General features: G+C 69.5%; 14 protein-coding genes. 9 read left to right on the top strand and 5 right to left on the bottom strand.

From position 1 onward, the window contains the following. Window positions 1–67: 67 nt before the first annotated feature. Both HFV08_RS11145 and HFV08_RS11140 read right to left on the bottom strand, forming a co-directional pair. Window positions 68–1,108: a ketoacyl-ACP synthase III family protein gene (locus HFV08_RS11145; RefSeq protein ID WP_168538341.1), complete on the bottom strand. Its 1,041-nt coding sequence runs from the start codon at window positions 1,106–1,108 to the stop codon at window positions 68–70. A gap of 27 nt (window positions 1,109–1,135) precedes the next feature. Continuing rightward, window positions 1,136–8,209 (bottom strand): type I polyketide synthase, encoded by a 7,074-nt coding sequence (locus HFV08_RS11140; RefSeq protein WP_168538339.1) that lies wholly within the window; start codon window positions 8,207–8,209, stop codon window positions 1,136–1,138. Window positions 8,210–8,698: 489 nt separating this feature from the next. Here HFV08_RS11140 and HFV08_RS11135 point away from each other — a divergent pair, with 489 nt between their 5' ends. Together HFV08_RS11135 and HFV08_RS11130 are read left to right on the top strand one after the other, a co-directional pair. Further along, the gene (locus HFV08_RS11135) at window positions 8,699–8,863 is read left to right on the top strand and encodes a hypothetical protein (RefSeq protein WP_159393003.1); all 165 of its coding nucleotides are present in this window, start codon (window positions 8,699–8,701) and stop codon (window positions 8,861–8,863) included. A 35-nt stretch (window positions 8,864–8,898) separates the two neighbouring features. Next, on the top strand, window positions 8,899–10,380 hold the full coding sequence (locus tag HFV08_RS11130; RefSeq protein WP_040250532.1) for an NAD(P)-binding domain-containing protein: 1,482 nt from the start codon (window positions 8,899–8,901) through the stop codon (window positions 10,378–10,380). 63 nt (window positions 10,381–10,443) lie between these two features. Here HFV08_RS11130 and HFV08_RS11125 read toward each other — a convergent pair whose 3' ends face one another. Next, window positions 10,444–11,220, bottom strand: a complete 777-nt coding sequence (locus HFV08_RS11125; protein WP_168538337.1) for an SDR family oxidoreductase — start codon at window positions 11,218–11,220, stop codon at window positions 10,444–10,446. Between the two features lie 83 nt (window positions 11,221–11,303). On the opposite strand from HFV08_RS11125, the gene HFV08_RS11120 reads away from it, so the two are divergent. Continuing rightward, complete coding sequence (locus tag HFV08_RS11120; protein WP_040250525.1) at window positions 11,304–11,672, top strand: ArsR/SmtB family transcription factor; 369 nt, start codon at window positions 11,304–11,306, stop codon at window positions 11,670–11,672. 72 nt (window positions 11,673–11,744) lie between these two features. Here the strand turns inward: HFV08_RS11120 and HFV08_RS11115 are convergent, their stop codons facing one another. After that, window positions 11,745–12,167, bottom strand: coding sequence for an arsenate reductase ArsC (locus HFV08_RS11115; protein ID WP_168538335.1), 423 nt, complete (start codon window positions 12,165–12,167; stop codon window positions 11,745–11,747). Window positions 12,168–12,270: 103 nt separating this feature from the next. Here HFV08_RS11115 and HFV08_RS11110 point away from each other — a divergent pair, with 103 nt between their 5' ends. Together HFV08_RS11110 and arsB are read left to right on the top strand one after the other, a co-directional pair. Continuing rightward, the gene (locus HFV08_RS11110; protein WP_040250521.1) at window positions 12,271–12,579 is read left to right on the top strand and encodes an ArsR/SmtB family transcription factor; all 309 of its coding nucleotides are present in this window, start codon (window positions 12,271–12,273) and stop codon (window positions 12,577–12,579) included. Next, the gene (gene arsB, locus HFV08_RS11105) at window positions 12,576–13,703 is read left to right on the top strand and encodes an ACR3 family arsenite efflux transporter (RefSeq protein WP_168538333.1); all 1,128 of its coding nucleotides are present in this window, start codon (window positions 12,576–12,578) and stop codon (window positions 13,701–13,703) included. Before HFV08_RS11110 ends, arsB begins: the two co-directional genes overlap by 4 nt. Before the next feature lie 626 nt (window positions 13,704–14,329). Here arsB and HFV08_RS11100 read toward each other — a convergent pair. Beyond that, window positions 14,330–15,370, bottom strand: a complete 1,041-nt coding sequence (locus HFV08_RS11100) for a helix-turn-helix domain-containing protein (RefSeq protein ID WP_040250515.1) — start codon at window positions 15,368–15,370, stop codon at window positions 14,330–14,332. A 97-nt stretch (window positions 15,371–15,467) separates the two neighbouring features. Here HFV08_RS11100 and HFV08_RS11095 point away from each other — a divergent pair, with 97 nt between their 5' ends. The 4 genes from HFV08_RS11095 (at window position 15,468) to HFV08_RS11080 (ending at window position 17,113) form a co-directional block, all read left to right on the top strand. Continuing rightward, window positions 15,468–15,866 (top strand): ATP-binding protein, encoded by a 399-nt coding sequence (locus HFV08_RS11095; RefSeq protein WP_040250511.1) that lies wholly within the window; start codon window positions 15,468–15,470, stop codon window positions 15,864–15,866. Between the two features lie 199 nt (window positions 15,867–16,065). Next, window positions 16,066–16,356 carry a hypothetical protein gene (locus HFV08_RS11090; RefSeq protein WP_168538331.1) on the top strand — a complete coding sequence of 97 codons (291 nt, stop codon included), beginning with the start codon at window positions 16,066–16,068 and terminating at the stop codon, window positions 16,354–16,356. Window positions 16,357–16,365: 9 nt separating this feature from the next. Continuing rightward, window positions 16,366–16,671 (top strand): hypothetical protein, encoded by a 306-nt coding sequence (locus HFV08_RS11085; RefSeq protein WP_168538329.1) that lies wholly within the window; start codon window positions 16,366–16,368, stop codon window positions 16,669–16,671. A 286-nt stretch (window positions 16,672–16,957) separates the two neighbouring features. Next, window positions 16,958–17,113, top strand: a complete 156-nt coding sequence (locus HFV08_RS11080; protein WP_168538327.1) for a hypothetical protein — start codon at window positions 16,958–16,960, stop codon at window positions 17,111–17,113.

The raw sequence follows: 17,113 nt of genomic DNA, 5'->3' as shown, positions 1-17,113 counted from the left end.
GCGGTGCGAGTCAGCGGATATGCCGTCCGCCGGCCCGGTGACGGGCCGGCGGACGGGTTGTGGGTGATCAGGCGGCGGCCCAGTCGGGCCGCTCGTCGATGCGCACGACGGCGCAGGTGATGGACACCCCGCCGCCATGGGCCACGATCAGGACGTGGTCCCCGGGGGCGACCTGCCCGGTCTCCACCAGGTGCGTCAGGCCGACAATCTGGTCGTTGACCGTCATATGGCCCAGATTGCGGCCGAAGTCGAGCAGGCCCAGGTCGGTGGAGAGGCCCATCGGGTCGAGGATGACCTTCAAGTAGCTCTCCTGGCCGGTGAAGACGTGGCAGACACGGGTGACATCGCCCGGCTCCAACCCGGCCTCGGCCAAGGTGCGCAGGGCGATCTCCGTACGCAGCTCTCCTTGACGGCGCACGACCTCGGCGACGGTCTCCTCCAGCCCGCCCGCGGCGGCCAGGCGCTCTTTGAAGTCCATGCTGCGGCCGACCGTCAACGACGGCGGGAACAGTGCCTCGGTCCCGCGGTACTGCTCCTCCACCTCGGCGGTGGAGCCGGTGTTGATGGACAGCAGGCTCGCGAATCCCTCGGACTTCGACAGCAGGACGGCGCTGCCGCCGTCACCCAGGACTCCGTTCTGGATGCCGAAGGCCCACCGGTTGAAGTTGGGGGTGCCGACGTTGTCGGCGCCGGTGAGCAGAGCCGCACCGCGCTCGGGAACCGCCTTGAGGTAGCAGGCGGCCAGTTCCAGGGAGCCGATGAGGCCGCTGCACGCCTGCCAGACCCGGAACGAGGGCACGTCACGGTCGGTGAGGTGGCGCAGGATGTAGTGCTGTGGCGACCAGCCCTCGGGGCCCTGCTCGTGGCCGCAGGCGTGGATGTGCAGGTCGATGTCGTGCGGGTGCAGCGCGGAGCGTCCGACGGCCTGCCGGGCGGCCGCGACCGCCATGTCAGGAGCCGGCATGTCGTCGGCGACCGCGGCACCGGTCCAGCCGTAGAACTCGTAGTCGTCGGCGTCGTACAGGCCCAGAGCGACGGCTTTGCGGGCCTCGACGATCTCCGGGATGTACGTGCCGAGGCCGGCGATGCGGATGTCGGTGGTCTTCATGAGTTCGGTCCTCGTCACTTGCTCGGATCAGGCCGAGGCGTCGGCGGGCTGGAGTTCGGTGGCGAGGGCTTGGGCGACGGTGGTGAGGGTGCCGTTTTTGAGGAGTTGCACCATGGGCAGTTTGACGTGGTAGCGGCGTTCGATGCGGTTGCGTAGTTCGACGGCCATGAGGGAGTCCATGCCGAGTCGGTTGAGGGGTCGGCTGGCGTTGAGGCGTTCGGGTCGCAGTCCCATGACGGTGGCGATTTCCTGCTTGAGGAAGTCGAGCAGTTCGCCGTCCTCCTCCGCCTGAGCGGATGCGGCGGCAGGCGGTGCGGCTGGCGCGGGTGCAGGCGGGGCGGCCACCGGCGGAGCCGCCTCGGCGTCCGGTGTGGACGGCGCCGCAGCGTTCGTCTCCGCTGCGTCGGCCGTTGCCCTCGGCGCCCCGGTGCCCCCGACTGTCGTTCCCGACGGCTCTTCGATGGGCTGGAGTTCGGTGGCGAGGGCTTGGGCGACGGTGGTGAGGGTGCCGTTTTTGAGGAGTTGCACCATGGGCAGTTTGACGTGGTAGCGGCGTTCGATGCGGTTGCGTAGTTCGACGGCCATGAGGGAGTCCATGCCGAGTCGGTTGAGGGGTCGGCTGGCGTTGAGGCGTTCGGGTCGCAGTCCCATGACGGTGGCGATTTCCTGCTTGAGGAAGTCGAGCAGTTCGCCGTCCTCCTCCGCCTGAGCCGACGCGGCGACCGGCGGCGTCCGCCGCGCCGCGACTGCGGGTTCGGGGCCGGCCGCGGGAGGGGCCGCGACGTGTGCGGGCCCTGACGTCTCCGACCGTGGCGCGACGGGAGCGGTCGGCCGCGACGAGGCGACCGCCTCGTGCCGCGCGGGTTCTTCAGGTGCGGGTGAACGCTGTCCCGCCGGGCTGCCGGTGACCAGGTACCGCAACAGCGGCGCTGTCGCCGCTCCCGGGTACGCGCGGGCCCATGCGGGCCAGTCGGCCGGGAGCACCGCGGTGTGCACGCGGCCTTCGGCGAGGATCCGTCCCAGCAGGGCCAAGCCGTCGGCGGGGCTGAAGGAGGCCATGCCCTGCGGCAGCAGCGTGCGTTCCTCCTGCGCCTCCTTGCGGGCGACCATGCCGACGCTGTCCCAGAAGCCCCAGTTGACGACGGTGGCCGGCAGCCCCTGGGCGTGCCGGTGGTGCGCCAGCGCGTCGAGGAAGGAGTTCCCGGCCGCGTACCCACCCAGCATGGGCGAACTGAGCAGGGCGGATCCGGAGGAGAAGAGCACGAAGGCCTCCACCGATTCCTCGTGCAGCAGCCGGTGCAGGTTCCACGCCCCGGAGACCTTCGCCGCCAGTACCCGGTCCATCTCCGTGCCGCTCATGTCGCTCAGCAGGGTGTAGTCGATGACCCCGGCAGCGTGGAAGACACCGCGTACGGGAGGCAGACCCGTGCGACGCCGGGAGTCCAACAGGGCCCGCATGGCCCGCGTATCGGCGACGTCCACGGCTTCGTACGTCACGTGCACGCCGCGCTCGTCCAGCTGCCGGAGCACGGAGACGGCGCCTGCTTGCGGATGGTCGGGCGCCGAGGCCGCTTCGGGCTCGGGCAGAGCGCTGCGGCCGGTGAGCAGCAGATGCCGAGCTCCCTGGTCGGCGAGCCACAGCGCCAGCTGTCCGCCGATTCCGCCCGCGCCCCCGGTGATCAGGTAGGTGCCGTCCGCGTGCACGGTCACGGGCCTGCCGCGCGCGCCCGTCGCGGCGGCGGGCGTCTGGTCGAACGACAGCACGATCTTGCCGCTGTGGCGGGCCTGCGCCATCAGGCGAAAGGCCTCGGCGGCCTTCTCGACCGGGTACACCGTGTGCGGCAGCGCCTCCAGCGCCCCCTCGTCCACCAGGGCGGCAGCGGCCCGCAGCACCCCTCCGGCGCGCTGGGGGGCGTGCTGGATCATGTGCACGACGTCGACGGCGTGGAAGGACAGATTGCGAGCGAAGGCGCCGAGCGGCAGCGAGTTGTCGTCGAGAATGTCGCGCTTGCTCAGCTCCAGATAGTGGCCGTACGGGGCCATCAGTGAAAGGTTCGCCGGTATGGCCTCACCGGCAAGGGTGTTGTAGACGACATCGAAGCCCTGCTCTCCCTCGGCCGGCTTGAAGGCGTCCGCGAAGGCGAGGGTGCGGGAGTCGGCGACCCGCTCGACACCGAGCCGGAGCAGCAGGTCGCGTTTGGCGTCGCTGCCGGCGGTGGCGAAGACACGAGCCCCCTTCCAGCGTGCGATGTTCAGCGCGGCCATCCCGGTGCCCCCGGTGGCCGTGTGGATGAGGATCTTCTGGCCGCGTTCCAGACGGGCCAGGTCGTGCAACGCGTGGTACGCGGTGAGATAGGCGGCCGGCAGCGTCGCGGCCTCGGCCGCCGTCAGCCTGGTGGGCTTGGGCGCGGTCAAGCAGGCGGAGGTGACGACCTCGGAAGCGAGTGCTCCTTCGGCGAAGGCGATGACCTCCTCGCCCACCGTGACCCCGGTGACGGCTCGGCCGGTCTCTGTCACCGTGCCGGCACACTCCCAGCCCATCACCGGCGGCCTGTTGTCCTGCCCGGGATACATGCCGAGGCTCAGCAGCACATCGCGGTAGTTGACCCCGGCGTGACTGACCTGGATCCGGACTTCGTCCGCGCCGAGGGCGCGTGGGGGCGTCTCGGTCAGTTGCAGGTCGTCGATGACGCCGGGTGCGGGCAGGGACAGGGCCTGGGGCAGGGGTGCGGTGCCCGCCTGCCGCAGTCGGGCCGAGAGGCGGCGTCCGTCACGCAGTGCGCTCTGGTCCTCCTGGTCGGTCTGCTGGAGCAGGTCCACCAGCGCGGTGACACTGGCCGCCGACCGGTCGAGGTCGATCAGGCGCGGGCTCAGCGCGGGGGCCTCGGCGGCCAGGGTGCGGCCCAGCCCCCACAGCATGGCCTGGAAGGGGTGGCGCACCTGCTCCGCGGCACCGGTGGCCTGGGCGAGCTGGGTGACCAGCCACAGAGGCGGATGCCCGAGCGGCTTCTTCTCCAGAGCTCGGGTCAGGTACAGGACGCTGTGGACGGCCAAGAGCTGGGTACGGCGGATCTCCGTGGACGTGGCGTCCAGACCCGCCTGGGCGTCGAGTGCCCACAGATGGATGATGCCGCGGCAGGCGCCGTTGCGGGCGACGTCGTCCAGGACCTCGCGGTAGTGCTCTTCCTTCGACGGGTCGATGCGGTAGCGCTCGCCGGACCCGGACAGGTTGCCCGCTCCGGTGGTGAGGGTCACCACGCGCTGGCCATGACCACTCAGCTGCTTCACCAGGGCCCGCCCGGTGGATCCGCTGTCGGTGAGCACGAGCCAGAAGCCGTCCGCCGCGGGGGTGTGCGTACGGGGATCGGGGAGCGGGGCTTCGTCCCAGGTGAGGGCGTGCAGCCAACTGTCGAGGTGATCGCCGACGCCGGCGGCAGGTGTGTCGTGGGTGCGGGTGGGCGTCACAGGATCCTCGGTGCGTGAGGTGAGCAGTTCGGGCGCATGACCGGCCAGATACTGCAGGCGCAGTCCGCGCATCTGGGCGACGAGGCGGCCGTCGTCGGCGCGGATGTCGATGTTGGCGACGAAGGAGTCCTCGCGCGGTGAGGGCAGCAGGGTCGCGTGGCTGTACAGCGAGGCGGGCGGCTGCTCGTAGAAGCGGACCTCGTCGATGCCGCCGAGGACGAAGACGCCTTCCTCGCCGGGAGCGGTCAGCGGCCGGGCGGAGGCCATGGCGTGACCGCTCGCGTCCAGGAGAGCCGGGTGGAAGTGGTGCCGCCCGAGACCGTCGAGGAGAGCGGAGGGGCAGGCGAGCAGGGCGAGGACTTCGCCGTCGGCGCGCCACAGTTCGGTGATGCCCTGGAAGGTGCCGTTCCACTGGTTTCCGCGGGCGGCGTTCCACGGGTAGAAGTCGTCGGCGTCCTGATGCTGCGGCAGCCGGGCGCGGATCGTCTGGAGCGGTTCGGACGCCTGGGGAGCGCCGCCGGGCATCGCGCGGGCGGTGGCTTCGGTGTGCAGGATCCAGTCGTCGGAGTCGGTGTCCCGGCTGTGGATGCGGCAGTGCAGCGAGCCGTCCGGCCGCGGGGTGAGGTCGACTCGGACCTCGGGTGCCGGCTCGTCCTCGTCGAGGAAGAGCGCGCGGTGGTAGTGCACGTCGCTCACGGACAGGGCGCCGGAACCGAGTTCCGTGCGGGCGGCCGCGGCGATCAGTTCCAGGTGGGCGGTGCCCGGCAGGATGATCGTGTCCTGGATGCAGTGGTCGCGCAGATAGGGGTTGTCCGTCAGCCGCAGGGGGCCCTGCCAGATACGGGTGGTGCCTTCGGCGGGTAGCGGACGGCCGAGCAGCGGATGGTCGCTCCCCCGTGCCGGTTCCGACTCACCGGCTGACACCGCCGGGTGCGCCGCCGGTTCGGGGGCGGGGTTGATCCAGTGGCGGGTGCGCTGCCACGGGTAGGTCGGCAGCGGGACGTAGTGGCCGCCCGTGGTCAGCGCGCCGAGATCGAGGCCGGCGCCGGCCGTGTACAGCGTCGCGGCCGAGGTGAGCAGGGCGGTGCGTTCGTCCAGATGGCGCCGCAGGCTGCCGACCGCGGTGGTGTCCGAGCCGGTGGCCAGGCGGCCGGTTTCGCGGATGCCGGACACCAGCAGCGGGTGCGGGCTGACTTCGACGAACACCGTGTCGCCGAGTTCGAGTTGGCCGCGGACCGCGCCGGCGAAGTCGACGGGCCGGCGGATGTTGCGCACCCAGTAGTCGGCGTCCATTCCGGAGCCGTCGATCACCTCGTTGAGGAGGGTGGAGTGCAGCGGGATGCGGCCTGCCCGTGGGGTGAGGGCGGAGAGTTCGGCGAGCAGGTCCTCGCGCAAGGCGTCCATCTGCGGGCAGTGCGAGGCGAAGTCGACGTTGACCCGCCGGTTGTCGATGCCGCGGGCGTCGAGCCCCTCCAGTACCCGGGTCAGGGCTTCGCCTTCGCCTGACAGCAGGGTGGAGGTGGGGCTGTTGATGGCGGCCACCGCCACCTTGTCCTCGTGACCGGTCAGGGCGGCCGCGGCCTCTTCGGCGGGCAGGGAGACCCAGGCCATGGTGCCGCGGCCGGTGAGGCGTTTGGCCAGTCGGCTGCGGCGGCAGATGACCGCTGCCGCATCGCCGAGCGAGAGTGCGCCGGAGATGTAGGCGGCGGCGGATTCACCCATGCTGTGTCCGATGACCGCGTCCGGTTCGATGCCCCAGGAACGCCAGAGTTCCGCCAGGGCAATCTCCATGGCCCACAGGGTGGGCTGGACGACGTCGAGTTGACCCAGCCTCTCCTCGTCCGCGGAGCGCAGCAGTTCGATGACCGACCAGCCGGTCTCGGTCCTGATGGCCTCGTCGCAGGCTTCCATGGCCTGCCGGAAGACCGGTTCGGCGTCAAGGAGTTCGTGGCCCATGCCCGGCCACTGCGAGCCCTGGCCGGGGAAGACGAACACGATCCTGGGCGACGTTTCGGGGTCGGTGTAGTCGCTGGAGGACAGGCCGGGTTCGTTCTCGCCGCCAGCGAAGCCCCGTAGGGCGGCAGCGGCCTCTGCGTGACTTTCGGCGGGCAGGGCGAGCTGTGCGTCGTGGGGTGTGCGACGCAGCGCCGCGGAGTAGCAGATGTCGCGCAGGCTGTGCGGGGCGCCGGGGCCTTCGAGGTGGTCGGCCATGGTGCGGGCGGCGTCGGCGAGTGCCTCGGGGCTGAGCGCGGACAGCACCAGCAACTCGCTCTGTGCGGCGGCCCCTTGGGAGTCCGCGGGGTGGGAGAGCGGTTCGGGGGCGGCTTCGAGCACGAGGTGGGCGTTGGTGCCGGAGAAACCGAAGCTGGACACTCCCGCGACGGCGGGCCGGTCACGGTCCGGCAGCGGTGTGGCCCGGGTGGGGATGGTCAGCGGCAGCTTGTCCCAGTCGACGGCCGGATTGGGGTTCTTCAGGTGCAGGTTGGGCGGGACCGTCCCGTGCTCCAGGCACAGCACTGCCTTGATGAGGCCGACGATCCCGGCTGCTGCCTCGGCGTGGCCGACGTTGGTCTTCACCGAGCCGACCAGGCACCGTTCGTCCGGTGTGCGAGGACCGACGATGCCGGCCAGGGCCTCCAGCTCGACCGGGTCACCCACGCTGGTGCCGGTGCCGTGGGCTTCTATGTAGTCGATGTCGGCCGGGTCCACACCGGCGTTCGCGTAGGCGCGGCGCAGCACGTCGCGCTGGCCTTCGACGGCGGGGGTGACCAGATAGCCGCTGCTCTGGCCGTCGTTGCCGACGGCGGAGCCGCGGATGACGGCCCGGACGCGGTCCCCGTCGGCCAGCGCGGTCGACAGTGGTTTGAGGATGACGGCGCCGATGCCGTCGCTGCGTACGAAGCCGTCGCCGGAGGCATCGGCGAACTTGCAGCGGCCGTCGGAGGCGAGCATGCCGGCGCCGGAGTAGACGACGCCCTCTTCCGGCAGCAGCACGAGGTTGACCCCGCCGGCGATCGCCAAGGGGCACTCGCCGAGCCGTATCGCCTGAACCGCGTTGTGGACGGCCACGAGCGCGGAGGAGCAGGCGGTGTCGACGGTGAAACTGGGACCGCGCAGGTCGAAGGCGTACGACAGGCGGCCGGAGGTGATGGCGCGGGACGCGGCACCGGTCATGGCGTAGAGGTCGAGCTGCTCGCGGTTGTCGTACTGCAGGTGCCAGTAGTCGCCGCCCAACTGGCCGATGAACACACCCGTGTCGGTACCGGCGATGCGAGGGAGGGGCTGGCCCGCGTCCTCAAGGGCTTCGTAGGCGACTTCCAGCAGCAGCCGTTGCTGGGGGTCCATCCGGTCGGCCTCGCGGGGCGAGACGCCGAAGAACTCCGCGTCGAAGAGGTCGATGTCGCGCAGCAATCCGCCCCACCTGCTCACCGTGCGCCCGGGGGTGCGGGGTGCGGGGTCGAAGACGGCGTCGATGTCGTAGCGCTCGGGTGGGATGTCGGAGATGGCATCGCGGCCCTCGAGGAGCATGTCCCAGAGCTGTGCGGGGCTGGTGGCGTCGGCGAACCGTCCGGCCATGCCGATGATGGCGATCGGTTCACTGGCGGTCCCAGCCGCGCGGGTGGATTCGTGTGGCATGAATGTCCTTCCGGGCATGGCGAAGCCGTTCACTGGTGAAGCAGCACGGAAGGGCACCGGTGTGGGCGCGGCGGACCGGCAGCGTGTCCGGTCCGGTGGCGGGCGCACACACCGGGACATGACGGAAGTAGTGCGGGAAGGATCCGGCCTTCGTGGCGGAGCGGTCACTGCGTGGCGAGCGCACTTCGACCGTCACAGCCGGATGCGGCTGTCGGCACAGCCGCCGTTCCCCGATGTCGTTGCGGCGATGGGCGAATGCCCCTTTGCCGCTACCCCCGTTGTTTCGACATGTATCGAGATTGACCTGGTGCGGGGCGTGCGCGCAACGCGGCGCAGAGTGACGCTCGTCACATTCTGTGGGGCGGGGGCTTCAGGTTGACATTCATGGAGCGAGGGGCGAGGCTGGATCCTGATTCGTTATTTATCTATATAGGTGACCGTGATGATCTCCACGTCATCGCCTGTGCGTTGCGACAGGAGCCGATCCTGATGAGCGATTCCGCTGACCTCTCCGGCGCCGAGCAAGCCAGCCCCTGCTGTGCCGCGATCGCCGAGTTACGGCTGCGGGTGGAGCAGCGCGGAGAGCAGCGCATGCAGGAGGACGGTGGCGAGGATCTCGTGGCCTCTTCGTCCGACCCCGTGCGCGACGCCTGACTGCCACCTCGCCTTTCGTGAAAGGACACCCCACCGTGGTCGACCTCAGTCTTGATCGTCTTCCCGTCGCCGTGATCGGAGCCGGCCCCGTCGGACTGGCAGCAGCGGCGCACCTGGCCGAGCGCGGCGTCCCCTTCGTCGTCGTGGAAGCCGGCGACGAAGCCGCGGCGGCCGTGCAGGGCTGGTCCCACATCCAGCTCTTCAGCCCCTGGGAGTTCAACACCGACCCCGCCGCACGCCGACTGCTCGCCGCAGCCGGCTGGGAGGAGCCCGAGGCATCCTCGCTGCCCACCGGCGGAGAGCTCCTGAAGCAGTACCTGCAGCCGCTGGCTGAACTGCCCGCACTGGCGCCCCACATCCGCTACGGCGCCGCCGTCACCGCCATCAGCCGCCTCGGCATCGACCGCCTGCGCACCGTCGGCCGGGACGAGGCCCCGTTCGTCCTGCGCCTGGGCGACGGCGAGGAAGTGCTCGCCAGTGCCGTGATCGACGCCTCCGGCACCTGGCGCCGGCCCAACCACGTCGGGGCCAACGGTCTGCCCGCCCATGGCGAGCAGGATGCTGGCGCCTGGATCAACCACGGCCTGCCCGACGTCTTCGGTGCCGACCGCGATCAGCACGCCGGTCGTCACACCGTCGTCGTCGGAGCCGGTCACTCGGCGGCCAATACGCTGCTCGCCCTGGCCGAGTTGGCCGACACCGCACCGGGCACCACCATCACCTGGGCCATCCGCGGCGCCGACCCGGCCGCTTCCTTCGGAGGCGGCAGCGACGACGAACTGCCCGCTCGTGGCGCCATCGGCTCCGGGCTGAAGATGCTCGTGGAAACCGGTCGCGTCACCCTCGCCGCCAACTTCCGTACGCACGCCATCCGCCGTCTGGGAGACGAGCCGGGCCGCGACCAGGTCGAACTCACCTCCCGTGGGCCGGACGGCACCGAGCAGACCCTCACCGCGGACCGGATCGTCGCGGCCACCGGTTTCCGGCCCGACTACGGCATCGCCGAAGAGCTGCGCCTGGAGCTGGACCCGATCATGTCCGCGCCCCGTGCCCTCGCCCCGCTCATCGACCCCAACCAGCACTCCTGCGGCACCGTCACCCCGCACGGCTACCGCGAACTGGCGCACCCCGAACCGGGTTACTACGCCGTCGGCATGAAGAGCTACGGCCGCGCGCCGACCTTCCTCATGCTCACCGGCTACGAACAGGTCCGCTCCATCGCCGCCGCCCTGGCCGGCGACATCGAGGCCGCCCAGTCGGTCGAACTCCAGCTGCCCGAGACCGGGGTGTGCTCCGCGACGGCGGGAGGTGAGGCGATCGCGCTGCGCCTGGGCCTGACCAAGGAGGAGCACGAGCAGTTGCTCCACGCCACTGCCAAGCATCTGGGCACCTCCTCCAGTGCCTCGGAGGCCGTGCTGGCCGCCGCCACCGAACTCGGCGTCGACCACACGGCCGCCCTGCAACTGGCCGCATACGCAGCCGAGATGTTCGACGCGCCGGGTGCCACCGGCTGCTGAGCGGCGAAAGCGCGGTCGCCTCTCCCGCTCTGGAGAGGCAACCGCGCTGTCATCGCTCCGGCGTCAGGTGGTGCGGTGCACCTTGTGCTGTGCCGCTTGCGCCCTGGGCCGCATCACCAGCAGATCGATGTTCACGTGCGAGGGGCGGCTCACCGCCCAGGCCACGGCATCCGCCACGTCCTGGGCCACCAGCGGCCCGGGTACTCCCGCATAGACCGCGTCGGCCTTGCTCGTGTCGCCGCGGTAGCGGTTGAGGGAGAACTCCTCGGTGTGCACCATGCCCGGTGCGATCTCGACGACCCGCAGGGGCTGCCCGCACGCCTCCAGGCGCAGGGTCTCGGCCAGTACGTGCGCGCCGTGCTTGGCCGCGCTGTATCCGCCGCCGCCCTCGTAACAGGTGAAGGACGCCGTCGAGGAGAGCACCACCACCGTGCCGTCCCCGCTGGCCACGAGCTTCGGCATCAGGGCCTGTGTCACCTGCAGCGTACCGAGCACGTTGACTTCGTACATGTGCCGCCAGTCACCCGGATCGGCCTGAGCGATCTCCTCGACCCCGAACGCACCGCCGGCGATGTTGACCAGCACCTCGCAGCGCTCCAGCCGTTCGGCGAACGCGGTGACGGCCTCGGGATCGGTGACGTCGAGCGCGTACGGATGCGCGGTGCCGCCCTCGGCCCGGATCTCCTTGGCCACGGACTCCAGTCGCTCTGCCCGGCGTGCCGTGAGGACAACGGCGAAGCCCGCCCGTGCGAGTTCGCGGGCGGTGGCGGCTCCGATGCCGCCGCTCGCCCCCGTCACCACCGCGGTGCGCAGCTGCGGGCCTCCGGTGGATATGGCCATGAAACGTTCCCCCAGCGCTTGATTAGACAGTCATCGAATTATGCGATCTTGGCATCCGGGGTAACCGGTGTCAACATAGACACATGTCGAAGCTTCAGGAGAAGGTGGCCGCCCTCCCGGCCGAGCCGTGCTGCCCGGCTCTGACCGAACGCGAGCTGACGGCAGAGGAGGCCGAGCTGACGGCGGCCATGTTCAAGGCGCTCGGAGACCCGGTCCGGCTCCGCCTGTTCTCGAAAGTGGCCTCACATCCGGACAGTGAGGCCTGTGTCTGCGACATCGCCGATGTCGGGGTCTCGCAGCCGACGGTTTCCCACCATCTGAAGAAGCTCAAGGAAGCGGGCCTGCTGCTGTCCGAGCGTCGGGGGACTTGGGTGTACTACCGCGTCGAGCCCTCGATCCTGGCGGCCATGGGTCGACTGCTCACCCCCGGGACGGCGCCCAAGGCGGCTTGATCGGGCGGCAGTTCACCGCGGGGCGCGGGGCGGCCTCGGCGGAGCCCGGGCCGACGGGCCCTTTGCTTCCTCTCATTCGATCGCCTTCGGTGCGATTTCCTCGATGAGCTGCTCGACCAGGGCCTTGATCTCATCCCTGATCGGACGGACGGCTTCCACATCCCGGCCTGCCGGGTCTTCCAGCCGCCAGTCCAGGTAGCGCTTGCCGGGGAAGACCGGGCAGGCGTCGCCGCATCCCATCGTGACGCACACGTCCGACTCCCTGACTGCGTCGACCGTGAGCAGCTTCGGGGCCTTTGCGGAGATGTCGATGCCGACCTCCGCCATCGCCGCCGCGGCGGCCGGATTGACCGCGTCACCGGGGGCCGAGCCGGCGGAGCGGACCTCGACGCGGTCGCCGGCCAGGTGGGTCAGCCAGGCGGCGGCCATCTGGGAACGACCGGCGTTGTGGACGCAGGCGAACAGGACGGAGGGTTTGCCGGAGGGTTCGGCCATGACGATCGTTCTCTCTGTTGCGCAGCGGGCGTGCGGGGGTGTGGCCGCCAGTGGGTTCAGCCCTCACTGATGTCAGTGCGAACTGATGTGAGAGTATCAGTGCATGCTGACTTCAGCCGATCCTGATGTGATCCGAGCGCTGGCCGACCCTCTCCGCCTGCAGATCGTCACCCTTCTCGCACGCGAAACGCTCTGCACGACCCACCTGGTCGAGGAGACCGGAGCCAAGCAGACCAACCTCTCGAACCACATGAAGATATTGCGCGAGGCCGGGGTCGTGGAGACCGAGCCCTGCGGCCGCTACACCTACTACAAGCTGCGCACCGAGGCCCTCGCCGACCTCTCCGAGCACTTCGCCGCGCTTGCCACCTCGGCGCGTATCGCCGCGGAGAACAAGAGGGCCTGCCCGTGACCACCACCGAATCCGCCGACGGGCGCACCACCGCGGAGGCGGGCACCGAGGAAGCCTCGATCGGCGAGAAGCTCTCCACTCTCGATCGCTTCCTCGCCGTGTGGATTCTGATCGCCATGGCTGTCGGCCTCGGTCTCGGCCGCCTGGTCCCGGGCACGGACGACGCGCTCGCGAAGATGGAGATCGGCGGGATCTCCGTGCCCATCGCCCTCGGCCTGCTGATCATGATGTACCCGGTACTCGCCAAGGTCCGCTACGACAGGCTCGAAACCGTCACCGGGGACAAGAGGCTGATGGTGTCCTCGCTGGTCATCAACTGGATCATCGGCCCGGCGGTGATGTTCGCGCTCGCCTGGATCTTCCTTCCCGACCTGCCGGAGTACCGCACCGGTCTGATCATCGTCGGCCTCGCCCGATGCATCGCCATGGTCATCATCTGGAACGACCTCGCCTGCGGCGACCGGGAAGCCGCAGCCGTCCTCGTCGCGCTCAACTCCCTCTTCCAGGTCGTCGCGTTCGGCTTCCTCGGCTGGTTCTACCTCGACCTGCTGCCACGTTGGCTCGGACTCGGCGACGGGCAGGGCCTGGACGTGCCCGTCTGGCACATCGCCCTCAACGTCGTCGTCTTCCTCGGCATCCCCCTCCTCGCCGGCTTCCTCACCCGCCGCTTCGGTGAGAAGAGGACGGGCCGGGAGTCCTACGAGGCGAAGTTCCTGCCACGCATCGGTCCCTGGGCGCTGTACGGACTGCTGTTCACCATCGTCGTCCTCTTCGCCCTGCAAGGAAGGACCATCACCTCGCAGCCGCTGGACGTCGTCCGGATCGCGCTGCCTCTGCTCGCCTACTTCGCCGTCATGTTCTTCGGGACCTTCCTGCTCGGGAAGAGCCTCGGCCTCGCCTACGACCGCACGAGCACCCTCGCCTTCACCGCCGCGGGCAACAATTTCGAACTGGCCATCGCGGTCGCCATCGCCACCTTCGGTGTCACCTCCGGACAAGCCCTGTCCGGCGTCGTCGGCCCGCTCATCGAAGTGCCCGTCCTGGTCGGACTCGTATACGTCGCACTCGCCTGGCGTGACAGGTTCGGCGAGTCGCCCTCCGTGGCGGCGGGCCCGAAAGGCTGATGCGTTGCCGGGGTGTATTCGAGGCCGTCGCCTTCTTGCACACCTCAGCGCCAAGCACGATCTGCGCCAGCTCGATGCTCGTCTCGTGGGGGCTCTGCTCGCAAGCGAGGTAGCGTCTCACCAGTACGCTGAGCACGACCTCGAAGTCCAACCTGCAAAGGCAGCTTGCCACCAAGGGGAGCCATGGCGCGCTGGGTATTGGAGTATTACCTCGGAACTCGGGATCGTCCGCGGTCAGTTGAGACGGACCTTGACGACATCGTCGGTGAAGGTATCGAAGCCGCGCATGCGTTTGTGCGCAAGGTCAGTGGCGGAGAAGGGATTCTGACCTCAGCCCATCTCCCGGAGGAGCCGTTTGAGGGAGACCCTCTGGACGGGGAGCCCCGAATCCCGCTCTGGGTGACAGTCGTGCCCTTCTGGCCCGAGGATCCGGACGACGGCAAGGAACTGCCGAAGGAGCGTCTGCGGCTGGAGATTCCCGCTCGCCACTTCGAAACCCGGGTAGATCCCGACGGAGGGGTCGTTCACAACGGCCCCACGCTGGGCCTCGTGAGCCTGGCTGTCCGTAGGCACTTCGGGGACGGGCGTGAGGGCACTGTCTTGCGAATCCACCGAGAGGAACCGGACTAGATTCGCCGCCGAGCGTCCTCCATACGTGCCTGGTAGTAGGCATGATCACGAGGGTAGCCAACCAGGCCGGGGAGTGCCTGACGGAACCCCTCGGCCGCCGCTGCCCAGTCCCGGCACGCGAAGGCAATGTCGGCCACCTGGAGGTCCGCACGCGCCGGAGTCAACCAGTACAGCCAGTCGGGCCGGTCTGCTTCATCGGGAACCTGCTCGGCGAACTCGCGCGCCTCGTCGGCAAGCCTCCGGGCCCGGTCTCGCTCCGAGACAGCGGCAGCCGCCAAGCCCGTTTGATAGGCCGCTGCCGCCGCAGCCGCGGGTGACAACGGCGCCGAAGAGAAGCGAGCTGCATCGGCCGTGCGCAAGGAGCGGAGAGGGTCACCGTGCTCCAGCGTGTAGTAGGCGCGAACTCGCCCTACCCATGACGCCATGTCGACGTGTCCACCGTCAGTTGCCCAGCCGGCGGCCAAGTCGAGCCAGGCAAGGGCGGGCCCGCGGCGGCCTTCCTGCCACGCAACCCACGAAAGCCAGTGAGCGTGTTCGGCGGCCAGGAGGAGGAGGCGATCAGCTTGATTCGCCGTGGCCTTCGGCAACAGCTCCGTCACCGTGTCCAGTTGCGCGCGGACCACGGGCCAGAGCGCAGGCCCCCGAACATCGTCTTCAGCTCGGCGGTACTGAGCAAGCACCGTGCTGATCCAGTCGGCAGTACCCATGTCAGCACGTCCGGTGCGCGAAGCATGTGCCATCCGCGCACGCAGCTCAGCGGCCGGAGCCCAGTCGTCCCGCTTGGCGGCACTCTGTGAGCCGCCCAACTCTTCTGGCACTTCCAGGCCCTCCACGATGCGTGCGATGACGTCGGCTGCCTGAGGCGGTCGACCAGACTCGATGCGCGACACATACGCCTGGGTCAGGCCCACCAGTCGCCCGAGCCTGTTCTGCGACAACCCGGATAACGCTCGATACCGGCGGAAGACAAGGGGCCAGTCCTGGGCTGCGTATGCAGCGCGCAGCCGTCCGTCTGCCCACAATCCCTGCTTCGCCATGCAAGGACCATATGACGGTGCTATTCCACCGTGGTATCGAGTTGCGCGATTTCACTCTCCACGATGAGCCCCACCACCAAGTCGGTCGGGAGAAGTGATGAGCATCGCAACTCGTTCGATCGGGCACCCCGGCTACAGCGAAACGCTGGCACGGGTATCCGAGAGCGCCATGGTCGCGAGGAGCCTGGTGCGTGTCGCCACGGCTGCCTGGGACTTGAAGAACCTTTCCGAGAGCTGTGCCGTCGTGGTAACCGAGCTGGTCGCCAACGCCGTTCAGCACGCACAGGGCAACGACATCCGAGTCGTGGTCGAGCGCGTGAAGCCCCGCACGGTCTGCGTCTCGGTCTCGGATTCGTCGCCCGTATCGCCCGTACTGCGCAGCCCCAGCGAATCCGTTGAGGGTGGCAGGGGCCTCATCCTCGTGTCGGCGCTGGCGAAGGACTGGGGCACCAAGCAACTGCCCGGGGGCAAGGAAGTCTGGGCGACGGTGCAGTGACCACGCGCCGACTCCTGCTGGGTCTCATCGCCCTGGTGCTGCCGGCTTCGGGCCGCCATCGGACCGCGCTCAGCGCAGCGACCGTGACGGTCAGACCCGCCGATGCCGAAACGCTCTGCCTTCCCGGTCTTCGCGAGTCCCTTCGCCATGAGGAGGTGCCGCTCGTCCGTCCCTATGTCCGCGCCCTCAAGGAGGTCCCATGACGAAGCGCTGGAGGCCGCCGCCTCCAGGTAACCCCGATGAGCCCAGCATCGCGGACGAGATCGGTGTCTTCGATCCGGTCCCCGGTTGCGTCCGCTGCGAATCCGTCCTCAGTGTTGCCGAGCGCTACTGGTCCGAGGGCGACTGGGTCACGTGGCTCGCGCTCCTCACCTATGGCGACCGGCATCAGATCAACAAGCACGGTATGGACCCCACGACCGGCCAAGTCCCCGAGTGGCACAGGCGGGAATACCGCCACACCCGTACGTATATCGACCCGATGCCCTGAAGAGGATCCATGGATTACTACGTCCCCCACTACGTCCCGAGCCCGAAGGAGCCGATGGTCGATCTGGAGTTCTGGGATCCGGACGGGCGGAAGGAAGCCGCCGCGGCCGGGCAGGAACTGGTCAACGCACTCGACGAGTTGGGCATCGCGCTGGACGACATCGAGATCCGCGAGCCCTGCTCCCACTGCCGTCGCCAGGACTACCTGCTCAGCCTCGGCACGATCAATCTTGCCACCGCCCGTGAGTGGGCCGAACTCCTGCGCAAGCTCGCCCCGTTCGGCGACGAGAACGCCCAGGGCGCGGGCACGAGGTGAGGCTCTGACTCCCGCTCCCGGGCTTGACCACCCTGTCCGGGCAGCTGCCCGGGCGGCCCGGGAGTGGGCCTCCGGGGCGGCTGCCCACCCCATCGGGCAGCCGCCCCTTCCATCACCGACAGCCCTTGGCGGGTCACAAGGAGTGCGATGTGCACGACCGAATCCGCCTACGGCGAGCCGGGCGGCGGCAAGAAGCCCAAGCCCGACCCGACACCACCACCGCCGGCCCTGGCCTTCAACCCCAACACCCGTATCCAGTAGGCGACTTACCGGAAGGATCAGCACCATGACGTGGACGCATCCCGGCCCCGTGCAGCACGGTGGAGGCGGCGACCCGCTGCCCGGCGAGCCCTGGCCGGCGCCTCCGCCTCCGAGCCCGGACGGCGGGCCCGGCGTTCCCATGCCGCCCAAGAAGGACTCCCCGTACGAGAAGGACTGCTGA

Origin of the sequence: Streptomyces physcomitrii, assembly GCF_012273655.1 — a bacterium.
Lineage (GTDB): Bacteria > Actinomycetota > Actinomycetes > Streptomycetales > Streptomycetaceae > Streptomyces > Streptomyces physcomitrii.
The sequence above is the reverse complement of the archived record's forward strand: the minus strand, read 5'-3'. Positions and strand labels throughout refer to the sequence as shown.